The 14,395-nt window shown below is 68.5% G+C and carries 12 protein-coding genes; 7 read left to right on the top strand and 5 right to left on the bottom strand.

The genetic code is table 11. The annotated features are described in order from the left end of the window. Positions 1 to 85 precede the first annotated feature (85 nt). Together panE and AC06FA_RS06605 are read left to right on the top strand one after the other, a co-directional pair. On the top strand, positions 86 to 1,024 hold the full coding sequence (gene panE, locus AC06FA_RS06610) for a 2-dehydropantoate 2-reductase (RefSeq protein ID WP_478067611.1): 939 nt from the start codon (positions 86 to 88) through the stop codon (positions 1,022 to 1,024). Then, on the top strand, positions 1,021 to 1,935 hold the full coding sequence (locus AC06FA_RS06605) for a Rossmann-fold NAD(P)-binding domain-containing protein (RefSeq protein WP_478067610.1): 915 nt from the start codon (positions 1,021 to 1,023) through the stop codon (positions 1,933 to 1,935). Before panE ends, AC06FA_RS06605 begins: the two co-directional genes overlap by 4 nt. A 335-nt stretch (positions 1,936 to 2,270) precedes the next feature. Here the strand turns inward: AC06FA_RS06605 and AC06FA_RS06600 are convergent, their stop codons facing one another. Beyond that, on the bottom strand, positions 2,271 to 3,068 hold the full coding sequence (locus tag AC06FA_RS06600) for a TatD family hydrolase (protein ID WP_478067609.1): 798 nt from the start codon (positions 3,066 to 3,068) through the stop codon (positions 2,271 to 2,273). Between the two features lie 67 nt (positions 3,069 to 3,135). On the opposite strand from AC06FA_RS06600, the gene hrpB reads away from it, so the two are divergent. Continuing rightward, the gene (gene hrpB, locus AC06FA_RS06595) at positions 3,136 to 5,640 is read left to right on the top strand and encodes an ATP-dependent helicase HrpB (protein WP_478067608.1); all 2,505 of its coding nucleotides are present in this window, start codon (positions 3,136 to 3,138) and stop codon (positions 5,638 to 5,640) included. Between the two features lie 212 nt (positions 5,641 to 5,852). Continuing rightward, positions 5,853 to 6,242, top strand: coding sequence for a hypothetical protein (locus AC06FA_RS06590; RefSeq protein WP_108751293.1), 390 nt, complete (start codon positions 5,853 to 5,855; stop codon positions 6,240 to 6,242). A gap of 98 nt (positions 6,243 to 6,340) precedes the next feature. Here AC06FA_RS06590 and AC06FA_RS06585 read toward each other — a convergent pair whose 3' ends face one another. Both AC06FA_RS06585 and AC06FA_RS06580 read right to left on the bottom strand, forming a co-directional pair. Next, on the bottom strand, positions 6,341 to 6,880 hold the full coding sequence (locus AC06FA_RS06585) for a pseudouridine synthase (RefSeq protein ID WP_478067607.1): 540 nt from the start codon (positions 6,878 to 6,880) through the stop codon (positions 6,341 to 6,343). A gap of 142 nt (positions 6,881 to 7,022) precedes the next feature. Further along, positions 7,023 to 7,883: a class I SAM-dependent methyltransferase gene (locus AC06FA_RS06580; protein ID WP_478067606.1), complete on the bottom strand. Its 861-nt coding sequence runs from the start codon at positions 7,881 to 7,883 to the stop codon at positions 7,023 to 7,025. Between the two features lie 169 nt (positions 7,884 to 8,052). On the opposite strand from AC06FA_RS06580, the gene AC06FA_RS06575 reads away from it, so the two are divergent. Both AC06FA_RS06575 and AC06FA_RS06570 read left to right on the top strand, forming a co-directional pair. Next, positions 8,053 to 9,009, top strand: a complete 957-nt coding sequence (locus tag AC06FA_RS06575; RefSeq protein ID WP_478067605.1) for an aldo/keto reductase — start codon at positions 8,053 to 8,055, stop codon at positions 9,007 to 9,009. A gap of 396 nt (positions 9,010 to 9,405) precedes the next feature. After that, complete coding sequence (locus AC06FA_RS06570) at positions 9,406 to 10,626, top strand: RtcB family protein (protein ID WP_478067604.1); 1,221 nt, start codon at positions 9,406 to 9,408, stop codon at positions 10,624 to 10,626. A 63-nt stretch (positions 10,627 to 10,689) separates the two neighbouring features. Here AC06FA_RS06570 and AC06FA_RS06565 read toward each other — a convergent pair whose 3' ends face one another. Then, entirely contained in the window at positions 10,690 to 11,631 is a 942-nt protein-coding gene (locus AC06FA_RS06565) for an NAD(P)/FAD-dependent oxidoreductase (RefSeq protein ID WP_478067603.1), read from the bottom strand. Further along, a complete protein-coding gene (locus AC06FA_RS06560) occupies positions 11,621 to 12,076 on the bottom strand; it encodes an Rrf2 family transcriptional regulator (protein ID WP_478067602.1) in 456 nt (151 codons plus the stop codon). The genes AC06FA_RS06565 and AC06FA_RS06560 overlap by 11 nt, the downstream gene beginning before the upstream one ends. 183 nt (positions 12,077 to 12,259) lie before the next feature. Here AC06FA_RS06560 and AC06FA_RS06555 point away from each other — a divergent pair, with 183 nt between their 5' ends. After that, a complete protein-coding gene (locus AC06FA_RS06555; protein ID WP_478067601.1) occupies positions 12,260 to 14,380 on the top strand; it encodes a methyl-accepting chemotaxis protein in 2,121 nt (706 codons plus the stop codon). Positions 14,381 to 14,395: the final 15 nt, after the last annotated feature.

Below are 14,395 nucleotides of genomic sequence, written 5' to 3'. Positions count from 1 at the left end.
GCGCCGCCGCCATGCGCGGCACGACGCGGGTGGGCGATCTCCGGCACAATCAATGGGTAGATCCCCCAACTGCGGTGAGCATGCAATGCGTATCCTGATTCTTGGTGCCGGTGGCACCGGCGGTTACTTCGGCGGTCGCCTGGCCCAGGCCGGCGTGGATGTGACGTTCCTGGTGCGCCCCGCGCGCGCGGCCCAGCTCGACCGCGACGGGCTGGTGATCCAGAGCCCGCTGGGCGATGCGCGCTTCCCGGTGCAGCATGTCACCGCCGAGGCCCTGCCCGCTCTGGCCGCCGCGCAGCCGTTCGACCTGGTGATGCTGAGCTGCAAGGCCTACGACCTGGACAGTTCGATTGACGCGATCGCCCCGGCCGTGGGCCCGGCGACCACCGTGCTGCCGATCCTCAACGGACTGCACCACTACGGCGCGCTGGACGCACGCTTCGGCCGCGAGGCGGTACTGGGCGGGCTGTGCTTCATCAGTGCCACCAAGGCCGCCGACGGCGCGGTGCTGCACCTGGGCCGGCCGGCCAAGCTGACGTTCGGCGAGCGTGACGGCGGCGCGCTGTCGCCGCGCGTGCAGGCCTTCGCTGCCGCCTGCGTGCAGGCGGGCGTGGACCACCTGGCCAGCGGCCAGATCGGCCAGGAGCAATGGATCAAGTACACCTTCCTGACCGCACTGGCCGCCGCAACCTGCCTGCTGCGCGCGGACATCGGCACGATCGTGGCCACCGATGATGGCGAGGCGATCGTGCGCGGCCTGTACGACGAATGCCTGGCCGTGGCCGAAGCGGCCGGCGAAGCGATTCCCGACGATGCGCAGGACGTTGCGCGCAGCACCCTGACCCAAGCCGGTTCGGCACTGAAAGCCTCGATGCTGCGCGATCTGGAGGCCGGCCAGCAGGTCGAGGCCGCGCAGATCGTCGGCGACATGCTGGCCCGTGCACGTGCTGCCGACCAGGAAGCGTTGCTGCTGCAGGTCGCCTACAGCAGCCTGCAGGCCTACCAGGCACAGCGCGCGCCGTGAACACGGCGCTGCCCGGGCCGGTGCTGATCCTGGGCCTGGGCTGGAGCGCGCGCGTGCTGGCCACCCGCCTGCAGGCGCAGGGGGTACCGGTGGCGGGCACGGTGCGCGATCCCGCTGCCGCGCCGGATGATGGGGTACGGCGGTTCGCGCTGCGTGCCGATGCAATCCCGTCGCCAGACCTGCTGGAGGCCGTTGCGCAGGCGCAGGCCGTGCTCTGCAGCGTACCGCCCGATGCCGACGGCGATCCCGCGCTGCGCCTGCTGCGGCCAGTCTTGCTGGCCAGCCCGGCGCTGCGCTGGGTGGGCTATCTGTCGTCCACCTCGGTCTATGCAGACCGTGAGGGCGGCTGGGTGGATGCACACAGCCTGGCCGACAGCACCGAAGCGGCGGGCGTGCAGCGCCTGCGTGCGGAGGCGCAATGGCAGGCGCTGGCGAAGGAGCGTGGCATCGCCTCGGCGATGTTCCGCCTGCCGGGCCTGTATGGCCCTGGCCGCAATGCGTTGCTGCAGCTGGCGCAGGGGCGCGCCCGCCATGTGGTGCGCCCCGGGCTGGTGTTCAACCGGCTGCACGTGGAGGATCTGGCCGCGGTGGTCATCGCGGCGATGCAGCGGCCCACGCCGGGCGGGCTGTACTTGCCCGCCGATGACGAACCTGCGCCACCGCAGGAGGTACTGGCGTTCGCCGCGCAGCTGGGGGGCTTCACCCTGCCACCGGCCGTGGCTTGGGATGACCCGGCAGTGAGCGCAACGCTGCGGCGCTTCTATGCCAGCAACAAGCGCATCGACAGCCGTGCCACGCGCGAAGCGCTGGGATGGGCACCGCGGTATGCGACGTATCGGGAAGGGCTGGAACAGCTGGCCGCTGCGCTCGCCGGGCACGGCCCGGCGCTACCTGCTGCCAGCGTTGGTTGATCCGAGCGCTTGCGGATTGCCCGCACCGCCGGGCGATGACGGATTGCCGGATTGCCGGATTGCCGGATTGCCGGATGGCCGGATGGCCGGATGGCCGGCGCCGTAGAGTCGAGCTTGCTCGACTGCTTCTGCCAACAGCAGTCGAGCAAGCTCGACTCTACGAAGCAATGTCGTTTCGTTCGAGATCACGATGCAACGTGGATTCGTTCGAGATCACGACGCAACGTCGATTCGTTCGAGATCACGGCGCAATGTCGGTCGGTTCGCCATCACGACGCAACGTCGGTTCGTTCAACGTTCGGGTCAACCGGCGCGACGTGCCGCCGGCAACGCGGTCAACCCGCGTCGGGCAGCCGGAAGAACGTGCGCGTAGCCGCGGTGGCGTTGGCTGCGGTCACGGCCACGTCTTCGCCACGGTCGCGGGCCAGCTCTTCCACGATGTGCGACAGGAACATCGGCTCGTTGCGGCGGTCCTTCGGCATTGGCTTCAGGGTGCGCGGCAGCAGGTACGGCGCATCGGTCTCGATCATGAGGCGGTTGGCCGGGATGTTCTTCACCAACTCGCGCAGGTGCGCGCCACGGCGTTCATCGCACAGCCAACCGGTGATGCCGATGTACCAATCCTGGTCCAGGTAATCGAACAGTTCGTCACGTTCGCCGGTGAAGCAGTGCACCACCGCCGGGCCGAGGCGGCCGTCGAAGTTCTTCATCTGCGCCATGAAATCGGCGTGCGCGTCGCGCTGGTGCAGGAACAACGGCTTGCCATTGTCGGCCGCCAGCTGCAGCTGGCGCTCGAACGCACGGTGCTGGGCCGGGCGCGGCGAGAAATCACGGAAGTAGTCCAGCCCGCATTCGCCCACCGCCACCACCTCGGCATGCGCATGCAGCGCGCGCATTTCCGCATCGCATTCGTCGGTGTATTCCACCGCGTGGTGCGGGTGGACGCCGGCGGTGGCGTACAGGAAGCCCGGGTGCTGCTGCGCCAGCTGCAGGGCCAGCGGCGAATGCTCGCGGCTGGCGCCGGTGATCACCATCTGCACCACCCCGGCCCGGCGCGCGCGGTCCAGGACGGCATCGCGGTCGCGGTCGAAGGAATCGTGGGTGAGGTTGGCGCCGATATCGATCAGGTGCATGGGGGCAGCAGAGACAGGAAACCCGCGCATTGTACCTGCGCCGCGCTGCGCCCCTTATCCTTTGCACATGAATGCCCCGCTCTTCCCGATTTCGCCGCTGCTGCCGCAGATCCAGCAGCACCTGGCCGACCACCCGCGCCTGGTGCTGGAAGCCCCACCCGGCGCCGGCAAGACCACCCAGGTGCCGTTGGCCCTGCTGGATGCGCCGTGGCTGCAGGACCGCAGGATCATCCTGCTGGAACCGCGCCGGGTGGCCGCACGCAGCGCTGCGCTGTTCATGGCCCGGCAACTGGGCGAGGAGGTGGGCGGCACGGTGGGCTACCGCATCCGCTTCGAGAACAAGGTCTCGGCGCGCACCCGCATCGAGGTGGTCACCGAGGGCATCCTGACCCGCATGCTGCAGGACGACCCGATGCTGGAAACGGTGGGCGCGATCCTGTTCGATGAATTCCACGAACGCCACCTGAGTGGTGACCTGGGGCTGGCACTGGCGCTGGACGTGCAGGCGCAGCTGCGTGACGACCTGCGCCTGCTGGTGATGTCGGCCACGCTGGATGGCGAGCGCCTGGCGCGCTTCCTGGATGCGCCGCGGCTGAGCAGCGAAGGCCGCAGCTACCCGGTGGCGATCAGCCACTTTCCGGCCCGCCGTGACGAGACCCTGGAGCTGCAGGTGCGCCGCGCGGTGCAGCAGGCCCTGGCCGAACACCCCGGCGACGCGCTGGTGTTCCTGCCCGGCCAGCGCGAGATCGCCCGCGTCCAGGCCGGCCTGCAGGACGCGCTGGACAGCAGCGTGGAGGTACTGGCCCTGCATGGCGAACTGCCGGTGGAACAGCAGGCGCGCGTGCTGCAGGCGGCCAGCGATGGCCGCCGCCGCGTGGTGCTGGCCACCAACGTGGCCGAATCGTCGGTGACCCTGCCCGGCGTGCGCGTGGTGATCGACGGTGGCCAGGCCCGGGAGCCGCGCTACGACCCCAACAGCGGCTTCACCCGGCTGGACGTGGTGGCCATCGCCCAGGCGTCGGCCGACCAGCGCGCCGGGCGTGCCGGCCGCGTGGCCGAAGGCGTGGCCTGGCGCCTGTGGCCGCAGTCGCAACGGTTGGAGCCGCAGCGGCGTGCGGAAATCGAACAGGTGGAACTGGCCGGGCTGGCGCTGGAACTGGCCGCCTGGGGCAGCAGCGATCTGCGCTTCGTCGATCCCCCACCGAGTGGGCCGATGGCCGCCGCGCGCGAGTTGCTGCAGCGGCTGGGCGCGCTGTCGGAAACGGGGGCGATCACCGCGCTGGGCCGCCGTGTGCTGGCACTGGGCACGCACCCGCGGCTGGCGGCCATGCTGCTGGCCGCGCCGGCAGGTCGCGCGCAGGCGCTGGCCGCCGATCTGGCCGCGCTGCTGGAAGCACGTGATCCGCTGCGCCAGGGCGGTGATGCGCTGGCAGCACGCTGGCGGGCACTGGCGGCGTTCCGCAACGGCCGTGCACCGGCCGATGCCAACCGCAGCGGCCTGGCCGCGATCGATGCGGCCGCCAAGCAGTGGCGCCGACGCCTGCGCTGCGATGCGCTGCCACCGTCCAGCATTGAAGCGCACGAACTGGGCGACCTGCTGGCCCATGCCTTCCCCGACCGCATCGCCTTCCAGCACCCGGCCGACCCGCTGCGCTACCTGCTGGCCAACGGCCGCAGCGCACGCCTGCACGAGCTGAGCGACCTGCGCGGTGAACCGTGGCTGGTGGCCAGCGAACTGCGCTTCGAGGCACGCGATGCGCTGCTGCTGCGCGCCGCACCGGTGGATGAAGGCTATCTGCGCGGCGCGTGGCCGCAGCGCTTCGTGACCGAGGACGCCGTGCGCTGGGACAGCGAACGGCGTGCCCTGGTGGCGCTGCGCGAAACCCGCTTCGACCGCATCGTGCTGGACAGCCGCTCGGCCGGACGTGTGGACCCGCAGCACGCCGCGCAGGCGCTGACCGACGCCGTGGCCGAACTGGGCCTGCAGGCATTGCCGTGGACCGAGGGCCTGCGCCAATGGCAGGCAAGGGTGGAGTCGCTGCGCCGCTGGATGCCCGAGCTGGGCCTGCCCGATTGCAGTGACGACGCGCTGCTGGCCAGCCGCGCGCAGTGGCTGCAACCGGCGTTCGCCGGCAAGACCCGCCTGGATGCGTTGGACGAGAGCAGTTTTGGCGAAGCACTGAAGTCGCCGCTGGAATGGGCGCAGCGGCAGCTGGTGGAGCGCCACGCGCCCACCCGCATCAGCGTGCCGTCGGGGCTGGAACGCGGCATCAGCTACGGTCTGGACAGTGAAACCGGCGAACCGCAGCCACCGGTGCTGGCGGTGAAGCTGCAGGAGCTGTTCGGCCTGGCCGACACCCCGCGCATTGCCGATGGCCGGGTGCCGCTGACCCTGCACGTGCTGTCGCCCGGCGGCCGCCCGCTGCAGGTCACCCAGGACCTGCGCAATTTCTGGGAAAACACCTATGCCGAGGTGAAGAAGGAAATGAAGGGGCGTTACCCGCGGCACCCGTGGCCGGACGACCCGTGGACCGCCACCGCCACCCACCGGGCCAAGCCGCGCGGCACCTGAGCGATGGGGTCGGATCCCTTTGCAACGCAAAGGGCTCTGACCCCGGATTCACCCAGCGGGGTCAGAGCCCTTTCCTGGGGAAAGGGATCCGACCCCGGCCTGCCGGATGCTGAATGGACGGGGTAGCGTCAACGCATCGACAGCCCTGCCTGACATACCGTTTACAGGCAGCACGACACACTGGACTTCGACCCGAGGCAAAGGACCCCCGCATGAGCAAGCTGACCGTAATCACCGACCGCGCCCTGGAGCGCGCCCTGGACCTGGCCCACAGCGCCGGCGACGGCCTGAAGAGTGCCGGCGGCAGCCTGCGCCATCTGGGCCCGCAGGCCAGTGACTGGATCAAGACCGGCGCCGCACTGGGCGCAGTGAAGACCGGCGGCAAGGTCGCCACCAAGTTCGCGCGCCGCAATCCGGCGGTGACCATTGCCGCCGCTGCCGTGGGCGTGGGCCTGCTGGGCTACGCGCTGTACCGCAAGCAGCAGAAGAAGAAGGCGGCCAACGGCCATGTGGTCAATGGCCAGGCGCAGCGCATCCATGCGCGTGATCGCCGCAACGACACCGTGGTGGACGAGCACAGCGATATCGGCAGCGATACCTGAGCCCCCCTCAGGGGTCAGAGCCCTTCCTGCGGAAGGGGTCTGACCCCACGACCCAGGGTCGGATTCCTTCCGCAGGAAGGGCTCCGACCCTTTTCGTTTCAGCCGATCTGCCGCCACTGCCCCGGCTGCAGGTCGTCCAGCCGATACGGCCCCATCGCCACGCGCAGCAGCCGCAGCGTTGGCAGGTTCACCGCGGCGGTCATGCGCCGCACCTGGCGGTTGCGACCTTCACGGATGGTGACCGCCAGCCAGCTGTCAGGCACGGTCTTGCGGAACCGCACCGGCGGATCGCGCAGCCACAGCTCCGGCGCCGGATCGAGGCGCTCAATCTTCGCTGGCAGGGTCGGCCCGTCATTCAGTACCAGGCCGTCACGCAGCCGCTGCAGCTGCTCGTCGCTGGGCGTGCCTTCCACCTGCACCCAGTAGGTCTTGTCGGCCTTGTGCCGCGGGTCGGTCAGCTTGTGTGCCAGCGTGCCGTTGTCGGTCAGCAGCAGCAGGCCCTCGCTGTCATGGTCCAGGCGACCAGCGGCATACACGCGCGGCGGCAGACCGAACCCGGCCAGGGTCGGCCGCGGCGGCACGCTGCGGTCGGTGAACTGGCACAGCACGTTGAAGGGCTTGTTGAAGGCGATCAGCATTGCAGGGGACGGCAGGCGGCGATGGGCTATTGTCCCACGCCGCGCGTCACCCCAACGGTAGCGCCGGGCCATGCCCGGCGGATACACAGTACGACCACTGCAGCGCCGCTGCGCTCGCCGGGCGTGGCCCGGCGCTACCCCCTTACGGCTTCACGAACCGCAAGGTCATGCGGTCGCTTTCACCGATGGCCTGGTACTTGGCGTCGTCGGCCTTGTCGTGCTGGTTGGTCGGCGGCAGGGTCCACACGCCATTGGGGTGGTCCTTGGTATCGCGCGGGTTGGCGTTCACTTCGGTACGCGCGTCCAGCTTGAAGCCGGCGGCCTCGGCCATCGCGATCACCTGCTGCTGGCCGACATAGCCGGTGTCATCATCATCGGCCACGTCGGCCTTGGCGCGGTGCTCGACCACGCCCAGCACGCCGCCCGGCTTGAGCACGTTGAAGAAGCCCTGGAACATGCCCTGCGCCTGGCCGGCCTTACGCCAGTTGTGCACGTTGCGGAAGGTCAGCACCACATCGGCCGACGCGGCCGGACCGAACACCGGCTTGGCTGGGTCGTAGGCCACCACGGCGGTCTTGTCGAACTGCGCCGGCGCGCCGGCAAACTTCTTTTCCAGGCCATCGCGGCTGCGCTGCTGGTAATCACGGCCGCGACCTTCGGCCACGGCCTGCGGATCGACCACCGCGGCAATGTAGTGGCCCTTGTCGCGCAGCAGCGGTGCCAGGATTTCCGAGTACCAGCCGTTGCCGGGGGTGATCTCGATGACGGTCTTTTCCGGTGCCACCGAGAAGAACGCCAGGGTCTGCGCAGGATGACGGTATCCGTCACGCTTGATGTTGTTGGCATCGCGGGTCGGCGCCTTGATCGCCGCGTTCAGCGCGGGCGACACCTGGATCTTCGTCGGCGCCACCACGGTCGCAGGCGCAGCAAGCGCGGGTACGGCAACCAGCAGGGCGGAGGCCAGCAGCAGACGGCAGCCACGCAGGGACGAAACAGCATTCATCGGGACGACTCCAGCGGAAGATGCGGCGAGACTAGCAGTCGCCGCGTCGCAGGTGTTCACAAAACGTTAGCGGCATGCGCGCGACGGAACACTGTTTTGTGGTGACCGCCGCAGCACGGTCACAGGCGGCGCTCTATGCTGGAGGACTTCCCCCAAGGAGTCCGTGTCCATGACGGCAACCCGCGAACTCGGCCGTTCCGGCCTGCATGTACGTCCGCTCGCCTTCGGCGGCAATGTGTTCGGTTGGAGCGCCGATGAAAAGGCCAGCTTCGCCCTGCTCGATGCCTTCGTCGATGCCGGCTTCAACCTGGTCGATACCGCCGATGTGTATTCGGAGTGGGTACCGGGCAACCAGGGCGGTGAATCGGAAACGTTGATCGGCAAATGGTTCGCCCGCAGCGGCAAGCGTGACAAGGTCATCCTGGCGACCAAGGTGGCCAAGTGGGCCGAGCGCCCCGGCCTGACCCCGGACAACATCGATGCGGCGGTGGAAGATTCGCTGCGCCGCCTGCAGACCGATGTGATCGATCTGTACCAGGCGCACGAGGATGACGAATCCACCCCGCTGGAAGCCACCCTGGCCGCGTTCGGTCGCCTGATCGAGGCCGGCAAGGTGCGCGCCATCGGTGCCTCCAACTACAGCGCCACGCGCCTGGCCGATGCGCTGAAGGTATCCAGCGATTACAAGCTGCCGCGCTACGAGACCCTGCAGCCGGAGTACAACCTGTACGACCGCGCCGGCTATGAAACCGAACTGGAGCCGCTGGTGCAGCGCGAACAGATCGGCGTGATCGGCTACTACGCGCTGGCCAGCGGCTTCCTGAGCGGCAAATACCGCACCGCCGCCGATGCGGCCAAGAGCCCGGCGCGTGGCGAGATGGTGGTCAAGCGTTATCTGAACCCGCGCGGCCTGCGCATCCTGCAGGCGCTGGATGATGTGGCCAGCAAGCACAACGCCAGCGCCGCGCAGATCGCGCTGGCGTGGCAGATCGCACGGCCGTCGGTCACCGCACCGATTGTCAGCGCCACCAGCGTTGAACAGCTGCACGATCTGCTGGCTGCGGCCAACCTTGGCCTGAGCGTGCAGGACATCGCGCAGCTCGATGCCGCCAGCGCCGAAGGCTGAGGCAACGGATCAATCGCCCTGCATGGCGTGGTTGCGCACCACGGGTTCGTGGTTTATGGTGCGCGCCACGTTTCAACAGCTACCGGATTCCTTCCTTGAACACACCCGCCGTCGCCATCGCCAACCTGCTGCCATGCCTGCGCATGGACGTGGCGATCCGTGCGTCGGTGAAGGAATTCCAGCTGACAACGGCCTGATACCCGCGCTGCGGAGATCGGTCGCCCCGATCTCCGAGGCTTGTCGACGCCCTCGGAATGCAGTTCCGGGGGCGTTTTCGTTTGCGTCGTCACACGTATCGGCATTGCGCCGCGCACGCCCGCGTGCCCGCACTGCAACCACAGGGAAATGCCCACGGCCGTGCCGTGGTGCTGGCCTGTGCAGGACATTCATCACGACATGGACATTCAACACAATTATCAATGGCTGCATGCCGAAGGCAGCACGCCGATCAAGGGCTGGGTGGACGGCGTTCCGCTGGAAGCCGAGGCCCACGCGCAGCTGCGCAACATCGCCGCGATCCCGTTCGTCGGGCCGTGGGTGGCGGTCATGCCCGACGTACACCTGGGCAAGGGCGCAACCGTCGGCTCGGTCATCCCCACCCGGGGCGCGATCATTCCGGCCGCTGTGGGCGTGGACATCGGCTGCGGCATGGCCGCGGTACGCACCACGCTGCGTGCCAACGACCTGCCCGATGACCTGCGCCAACTGCGCAGCGGCATCGAACGCAGCGTGCCGGTCGGCAACGGCTGTAGCGGCGAGCACCAGCGGTTGCCCGACAGCATCGGCACCCGGCTGGTGCAGTCGGGGCTGGCCGCGGGGCTGGAGCGCATCAAGGAAAAGCACCGGAAGATCCGTACCGACAAGCTGGATTGCCAGCTGGGCACGCTGGGCGGTGGCAACCATTTCATCGAACTCTGCCTGGATGAAACCGATGCGGTGTGGGTGATGCTGCACAGCGGCTCACGCGGCACCGGCAACCTGATCGGCACTTACTTCATCGAACAGGCACGGCGTGAACTGGAGCGCCGCGTGCTTGGCTTCCATCTGCCCGACAAGGACCTGGCGTTCTTCATGGAAGGCGAACCGCTGTTCGACGATTACGTGCAGGCGGTGTCGTGGGCGCAGGACTACGCACGGCAGAACCGCGAGGCGATGATGGCGCGCGTGCTGGCCGAGATGCGCCAGCGCCTGCCGAAGTTCAAGCTGGCGGCGATGGCGGTGAACTGCCACCACAACTACGTGCAGAAGGAATCGCACGCCGGGCAGGAACTGCTGGTGACGCGCAAGGGTGCCGTCAGCGCGCGTGCGGGCGAACTGGGCATCATTCCCGGCAGCATGGGCACGCGCAGCTACATCGTGCGTGGCAAGGGCAACGCGGACAGCTTCCACAGCTGCAGCCACGGTGCCGGCCGGGTGATGAGCCGGGGTGCGGCGCGCCAGCAGATCACCCTGGCCCAGCACCGCGAAGCCACCGCGCACGTGGAGTGCCGCAAGGACAGCGGCGTGCTGGATGAATCACCGGCGGCGTACAAGTCGATCGATGATGTGATGGCCGCGCAGCGGGACCTGGTGGAAGTGGTGCACACGCTGCGCCAGGTGCTGTGCGTGAAGGGCTGAGGGTTCCCGCCGCTTTGGAACACCGCCCTGGTAGGTGTCGACCTTAGTCGACACATCGCGGGGTCAGAGCCCTTTCTGCGAAAGGGATCCGACCCCGGATCCGGCCCCGCTGCTGTCTTCGCCCACCAGGGCGTGATGGATGCCGATGCCGGCGCGCACGCCTTCGGCCATCGACAGGGTGATGTTGCCCACTGTGGTGACATCACCGGCGGCGTACACATTCGCAACGCTGGTCTGCTTCATTGCATCCACCTCCACCAGCACGCCCATCGGGTGTTCCAGCAACGCGCAGCCCAACTGCTGCACCAGCGGCGTGGCCATGACCTGCGGGGCAGCGACGAACAGCGCCCGCTGGGCAATGCGGCGGCCATCGGCCAGCTCCACTTCCAGCCACGTGTCCTGATCGCCGCGCACGCCCACCACCGGCGTGTCTTCCACCTGCACGTTGCGCTGCTGCATGGCTGCGCGTTCGTCATCGCTGATCGGCAGGCCCTGGCTGAAGAAGGTGACGTTGCCCCATTCGGCGAACAACGGTGCCTTCGCCGCCGACAGCGGATGGCCGCCCAACACACCGATGGCGCCGCCGCCCACCTCGTACCCGTGGCAGTACGGGCAATGCAGTACCGTGCTGCCCCAACGCTCGGCCAGGCCGGGCAGATCCGGCAGCTGGTCGGCAATGCCGGTGGCCAGCAGCAGCTTGCGCGCGGCCAGCACCTGTCCATCGGCGGTGCGGACCTGCACGCCATCTGCACCGGCCTGCGCGTCCACCGCTTCGCCGTGCAGCCAGCGCACGGTGGGGTAATCGAGCAGCTGCTGGCGCGCGTTCTTCAGCAGCTCGGCGCCGCTGATACCGTCCTGGCCCAGCACGCCGTGCGAGTGGGTGGCGAAGCGGTTGCGCGGCAGGCCGCTGTCGATCACGGTGACCGGACGCCGCGCCCGCGCCAGGATCAGGCCGGCGGCAATGCCGGCGTAGCTGCCACCGACGATGAGGACATCAGGATTCATGGGGACCTTCCAGGGAACGGTGATGGGCAAGGTGGCGGGCGAAGTCGGCGCCCAGCTGGTCCAGCGTGCTGGCCTGCAGACGCGCTTCCAGCAGACGCTGGGCCTCGCGTGCGCCGTCCAGCAGCGCCTGGTTGACCAGCTGCTGGATCGGGCAGCCGCCGCCGCTGTCGCGTGTACCGACCTGCACCAGCGGCGGTGAGCCCACCGCCACGTACACGTCATGCAGGGTGATCGCGGCCGCATCGCGCGCCAGCTGGCTGCCGCCGCCGTGACCACGGCTGCTGTGCACCAGCCCGGCCTTGTGCAGCTGTGCCAGCAGGCGACGGATCACCACCGGATGAGTGGGCAGGCAGGCAGCCAGTTGTTCAGAGGTTCGCGGGCCGTGCTGGCCCACCAGGTGGGCCATCACATGCAGCGCGTCGGACAGTGGATTGGCGGATTTCATGTAACTACGATAGTTACATTTAAACCAACCGTCTAGCGTCCGTTTTCGTTTCATATGGACACATCTGTCCTATGAAACAAAATCTTCACCTCTCTAAACAGAACGGTAATGTGATCTGAATCCCACTTCAGGGGCATCAAGAACGGTCGATACCGCATCGCCATTCATCCGTGAGCCCCTTCCATGAACGTGTCGTCCGCTGCGCCGCGACTGCAGTCCAAGTTGCTCGGTGCCGTCTCTGTTGGTCTGGCTGTCGTCCTGCTGTGTGCCCTGGCCGGCCTGGCCTCGGCCTGGTTGAAGTTGTCCACCGAAGTGCCGCCGGAGGTGGCGCTGAGCCGCGATGCCGAACGCCTGCAGCGCGAGTTCCGCAGCCAGGTGCAGGAATGGAAGAACGTGCTGCTGCGCGGCCACGACGATGCGCTGCGGCAGCGCCACCTGGAGGCGTTCGACAGCGAAGGCCGCGTGGTGGCCCAGCTCGCGCAGCGTGTGGCGGCCAGCCCCGATGCGCGTACGCGCGAACTGGCGCAGGCCTTCAGCGCGCAGCACACGCAGCTGCAGCAGGCCTACCACGGCGCGCTGCAGGCCTTCGCCGAGGCCCAGTACGATCCGGCCGCCGGTGACACCCTGGTACGCGGCAAGGACCGACCGGTCGCCGCCGCGCTGGATGCGCTGGGCGAGCACACCGGCAAGGTGGCCGAGGCTGCGGTGGCCGCCGGGTCGCAGGATGCGCGGCACATGCTGGTGGTCAGCGGCGCGCTGACCGTGGCCGCCGCCGTCGCCCTGCTGCTGGCCCTGGGCTGGTGGCTGCGGCGTGGGGTGGTGCAGCCGGTGCTGGCGGTGGAAGCGGCCGCACGCGCGGTGGCCGCCGGCGATCTGGACCATGTGGTGCAGGTGCGCAGCCGTGATGAAATCGGTCGCCTGGCGCAGGCCATGCAGGCCGTACAGGGCACCCTGCGCAACGTGCTGGCCGCGCAGGCCGACATGGCCGAACAGCACGATGCCGGCACCATCAGCCACCGCATGGATGTCAGCGCCTTCCCCGGTGCCTATGGGCGCATGGTGGCCGATACCAATGCGCTGGTGGACGCGCACATCCAGGTGAAGATGCGCGCGATCGCCATCATGGGCCGCTATGCCGTGGGCGACCTGAGCCAGGACATGGAGCGGCTGCCGGGCGAGAAGGCGGTGATTACCCAGGCGCTGGATGCAGTGAAGGCGAACCTGGGCGCGATCAACGGGCAGATCCGCGGTCTGGCCGAAGCTGCGGCGGCAGGTGATTTCAGCCAGCGCGGCGACAGCAGCCGTTTCCAGCACGACTTCCGCAGCATGGTGGAAGGCCTGAACCGCCTGATGGAGACCACCGAACACAACCTGGGCGAGGTCTCGGGCATGCTGCGCGCCATCGCCGATGGCCGCCTGGGCGCGCGCATGCACGGCGATTTCCAGGGCGTGTTCGCCCGCATTGCCGGCGATGCCAATACCACTGCCGCGCAGCTGGCGACCATCGTCACCGACATCAAGCACACCTCCGGCAGCATCCACAGTGCAGCGGCCGAGATCGCCGCGGGCAACAACGATCTGTCACGGCGTACCGAACAGCAGGCGGCCAATCTGGAAGAAACCGCCGCGTCGATGGAAGAACTGACCTCGACCGTGCGCCAGAACGCCGAGCACGCGCGGCAGGCCAACCAGCTGGCGATCGGCGCCCACGGCGTGGCCTCGCAGGGCGGTGCGGTGGTCGGCCAGGTGGTGGCGACGATGGATGCAATCGAAGCGTCGTCGCGGCAGATCGCCGAGATCATCAGCGTGATCGACGGCATTGCCTTCCAGACCAACATCCTGGCCCTGAACGCCGCAGTGGAAGCAGCGCGCGCGGGCGACCAGGGCCGTGGTTTTGCGGTGGTGGCCAGTGAGGTGCGCACGCTGGCACAGCGCTCGGCCGGCGCCGCCAAGGAGATCAAGGCACTGATCGAAGCGTCGGTGGAACAGGTCGGTCAGGGTGCGCAGCACGTGCGCCAGGCGGGCAACACGATGGCCGAGATCGTGGCCTCGGTGCAGCGGGTGACCGACATCATGGCCGAGATTTCCGCCGCGTCGCAGGAACAGAGCGCGGGTATCGAACAGGTCAGCCAGACGGTGATCCAGATGGATGGCACTACCCAGCAGAACGCCGCGCTGGTGGAAGAAGCCAGCGCCGCCGCACGCAGCCTGGAACAGCAGGCCGACCGCCTGATCGACGCGGTGGATGTATTCGACCTGTCGAGCGACGCTGCGACGGAGGAAGCGTTGGCGCGCGCGGCGTGAGGGTTCCGCCGGGCA

Source organism: Stenotrophomonas sp. Steno-C17 (assembly GCF_056393165.1).
This window is presented reverse-complemented; position numbering and strand designations above follow the sequence as displayed.

Excerpts from the sequence above, each read along its gene's own strand:
- AC06FA_RS06555 (WP_478067601.1), top strand. The coding sequence starts at position 12,260 with ATGAACGTGTCGTCCGCTGCGCCGCGACTGCAGTCCAAGTTGCTCGGT.
- AC06FA_RS06565 (WP_478067603.1), bottom strand. The coding sequence starts at position 11,631 with ATGAATCCTGATGTCCTCATCGTCGGTGGCAGCTACGCCGGCATTGCC.
- AC06FA_RS06580 (WP_478067606.1), bottom strand. The coding sequence starts at position 7,883 with ATGAATGCTGTTTCGTCCCTGCGTGGCTGCCGTCTGCTGCTGGCCTCC.
- hrpB (WP_478067608.1), top strand. The coding sequence starts at position 3,136 with ATGAATGCCCCGCTCTTCCCGATTTCGCCGCTGCTGCCGCAGATCCAG.
- AC06FA_RS06560 (WP_478067602.1), bottom strand. The coding sequence starts at position 12,076 with ATGAAATCCGCCAATCCACTGTCCGACGCGCTGCATGTGATGGCCCAC.
- AC06FA_RS06575 (WP_478067605.1), top strand. The coding sequence starts at position 8,053 with ATGACGGCAACCCGCGAACTCGGCCGTTCCGGCCTGCATGTACGTCCG.
- AC06FA_RS06570 (WP_478067604.1), top strand. The coding sequence starts at position 9,406 with ATGGACATTCAACACAATTATCAATGGCTGCATGCCGAAGGCAGCACG.
- AC06FA_RS06600 (WP_478067609.1), bottom strand. The coding sequence starts at position 3,068 with ATGCACCTGATCGATATCGGCGCCAACCTCACCCACGATTCCTTCGAC.
- AC06FA_RS06585 (WP_478067607.1), bottom strand. The coding sequence starts at position 6,880 with ATGCTGATCGCCTTCAACAAGCCCTTCAACGTGCTGTGCCAGTTCACC.
- panE (WP_478067611.1), top strand. The coding sequence starts at position 86 with ATGCGTATCCTGATTCTTGGTGCCGGTGGCACCGGCGGTTACTTCGGC.
- AC06FA_RS06590 (WP_108751293.1), top strand. The coding sequence starts at position 5,853 with ATGAGCAAGCTGACCGTAATCACCGACCGCGCCCTGGAGCGCGCCCTG.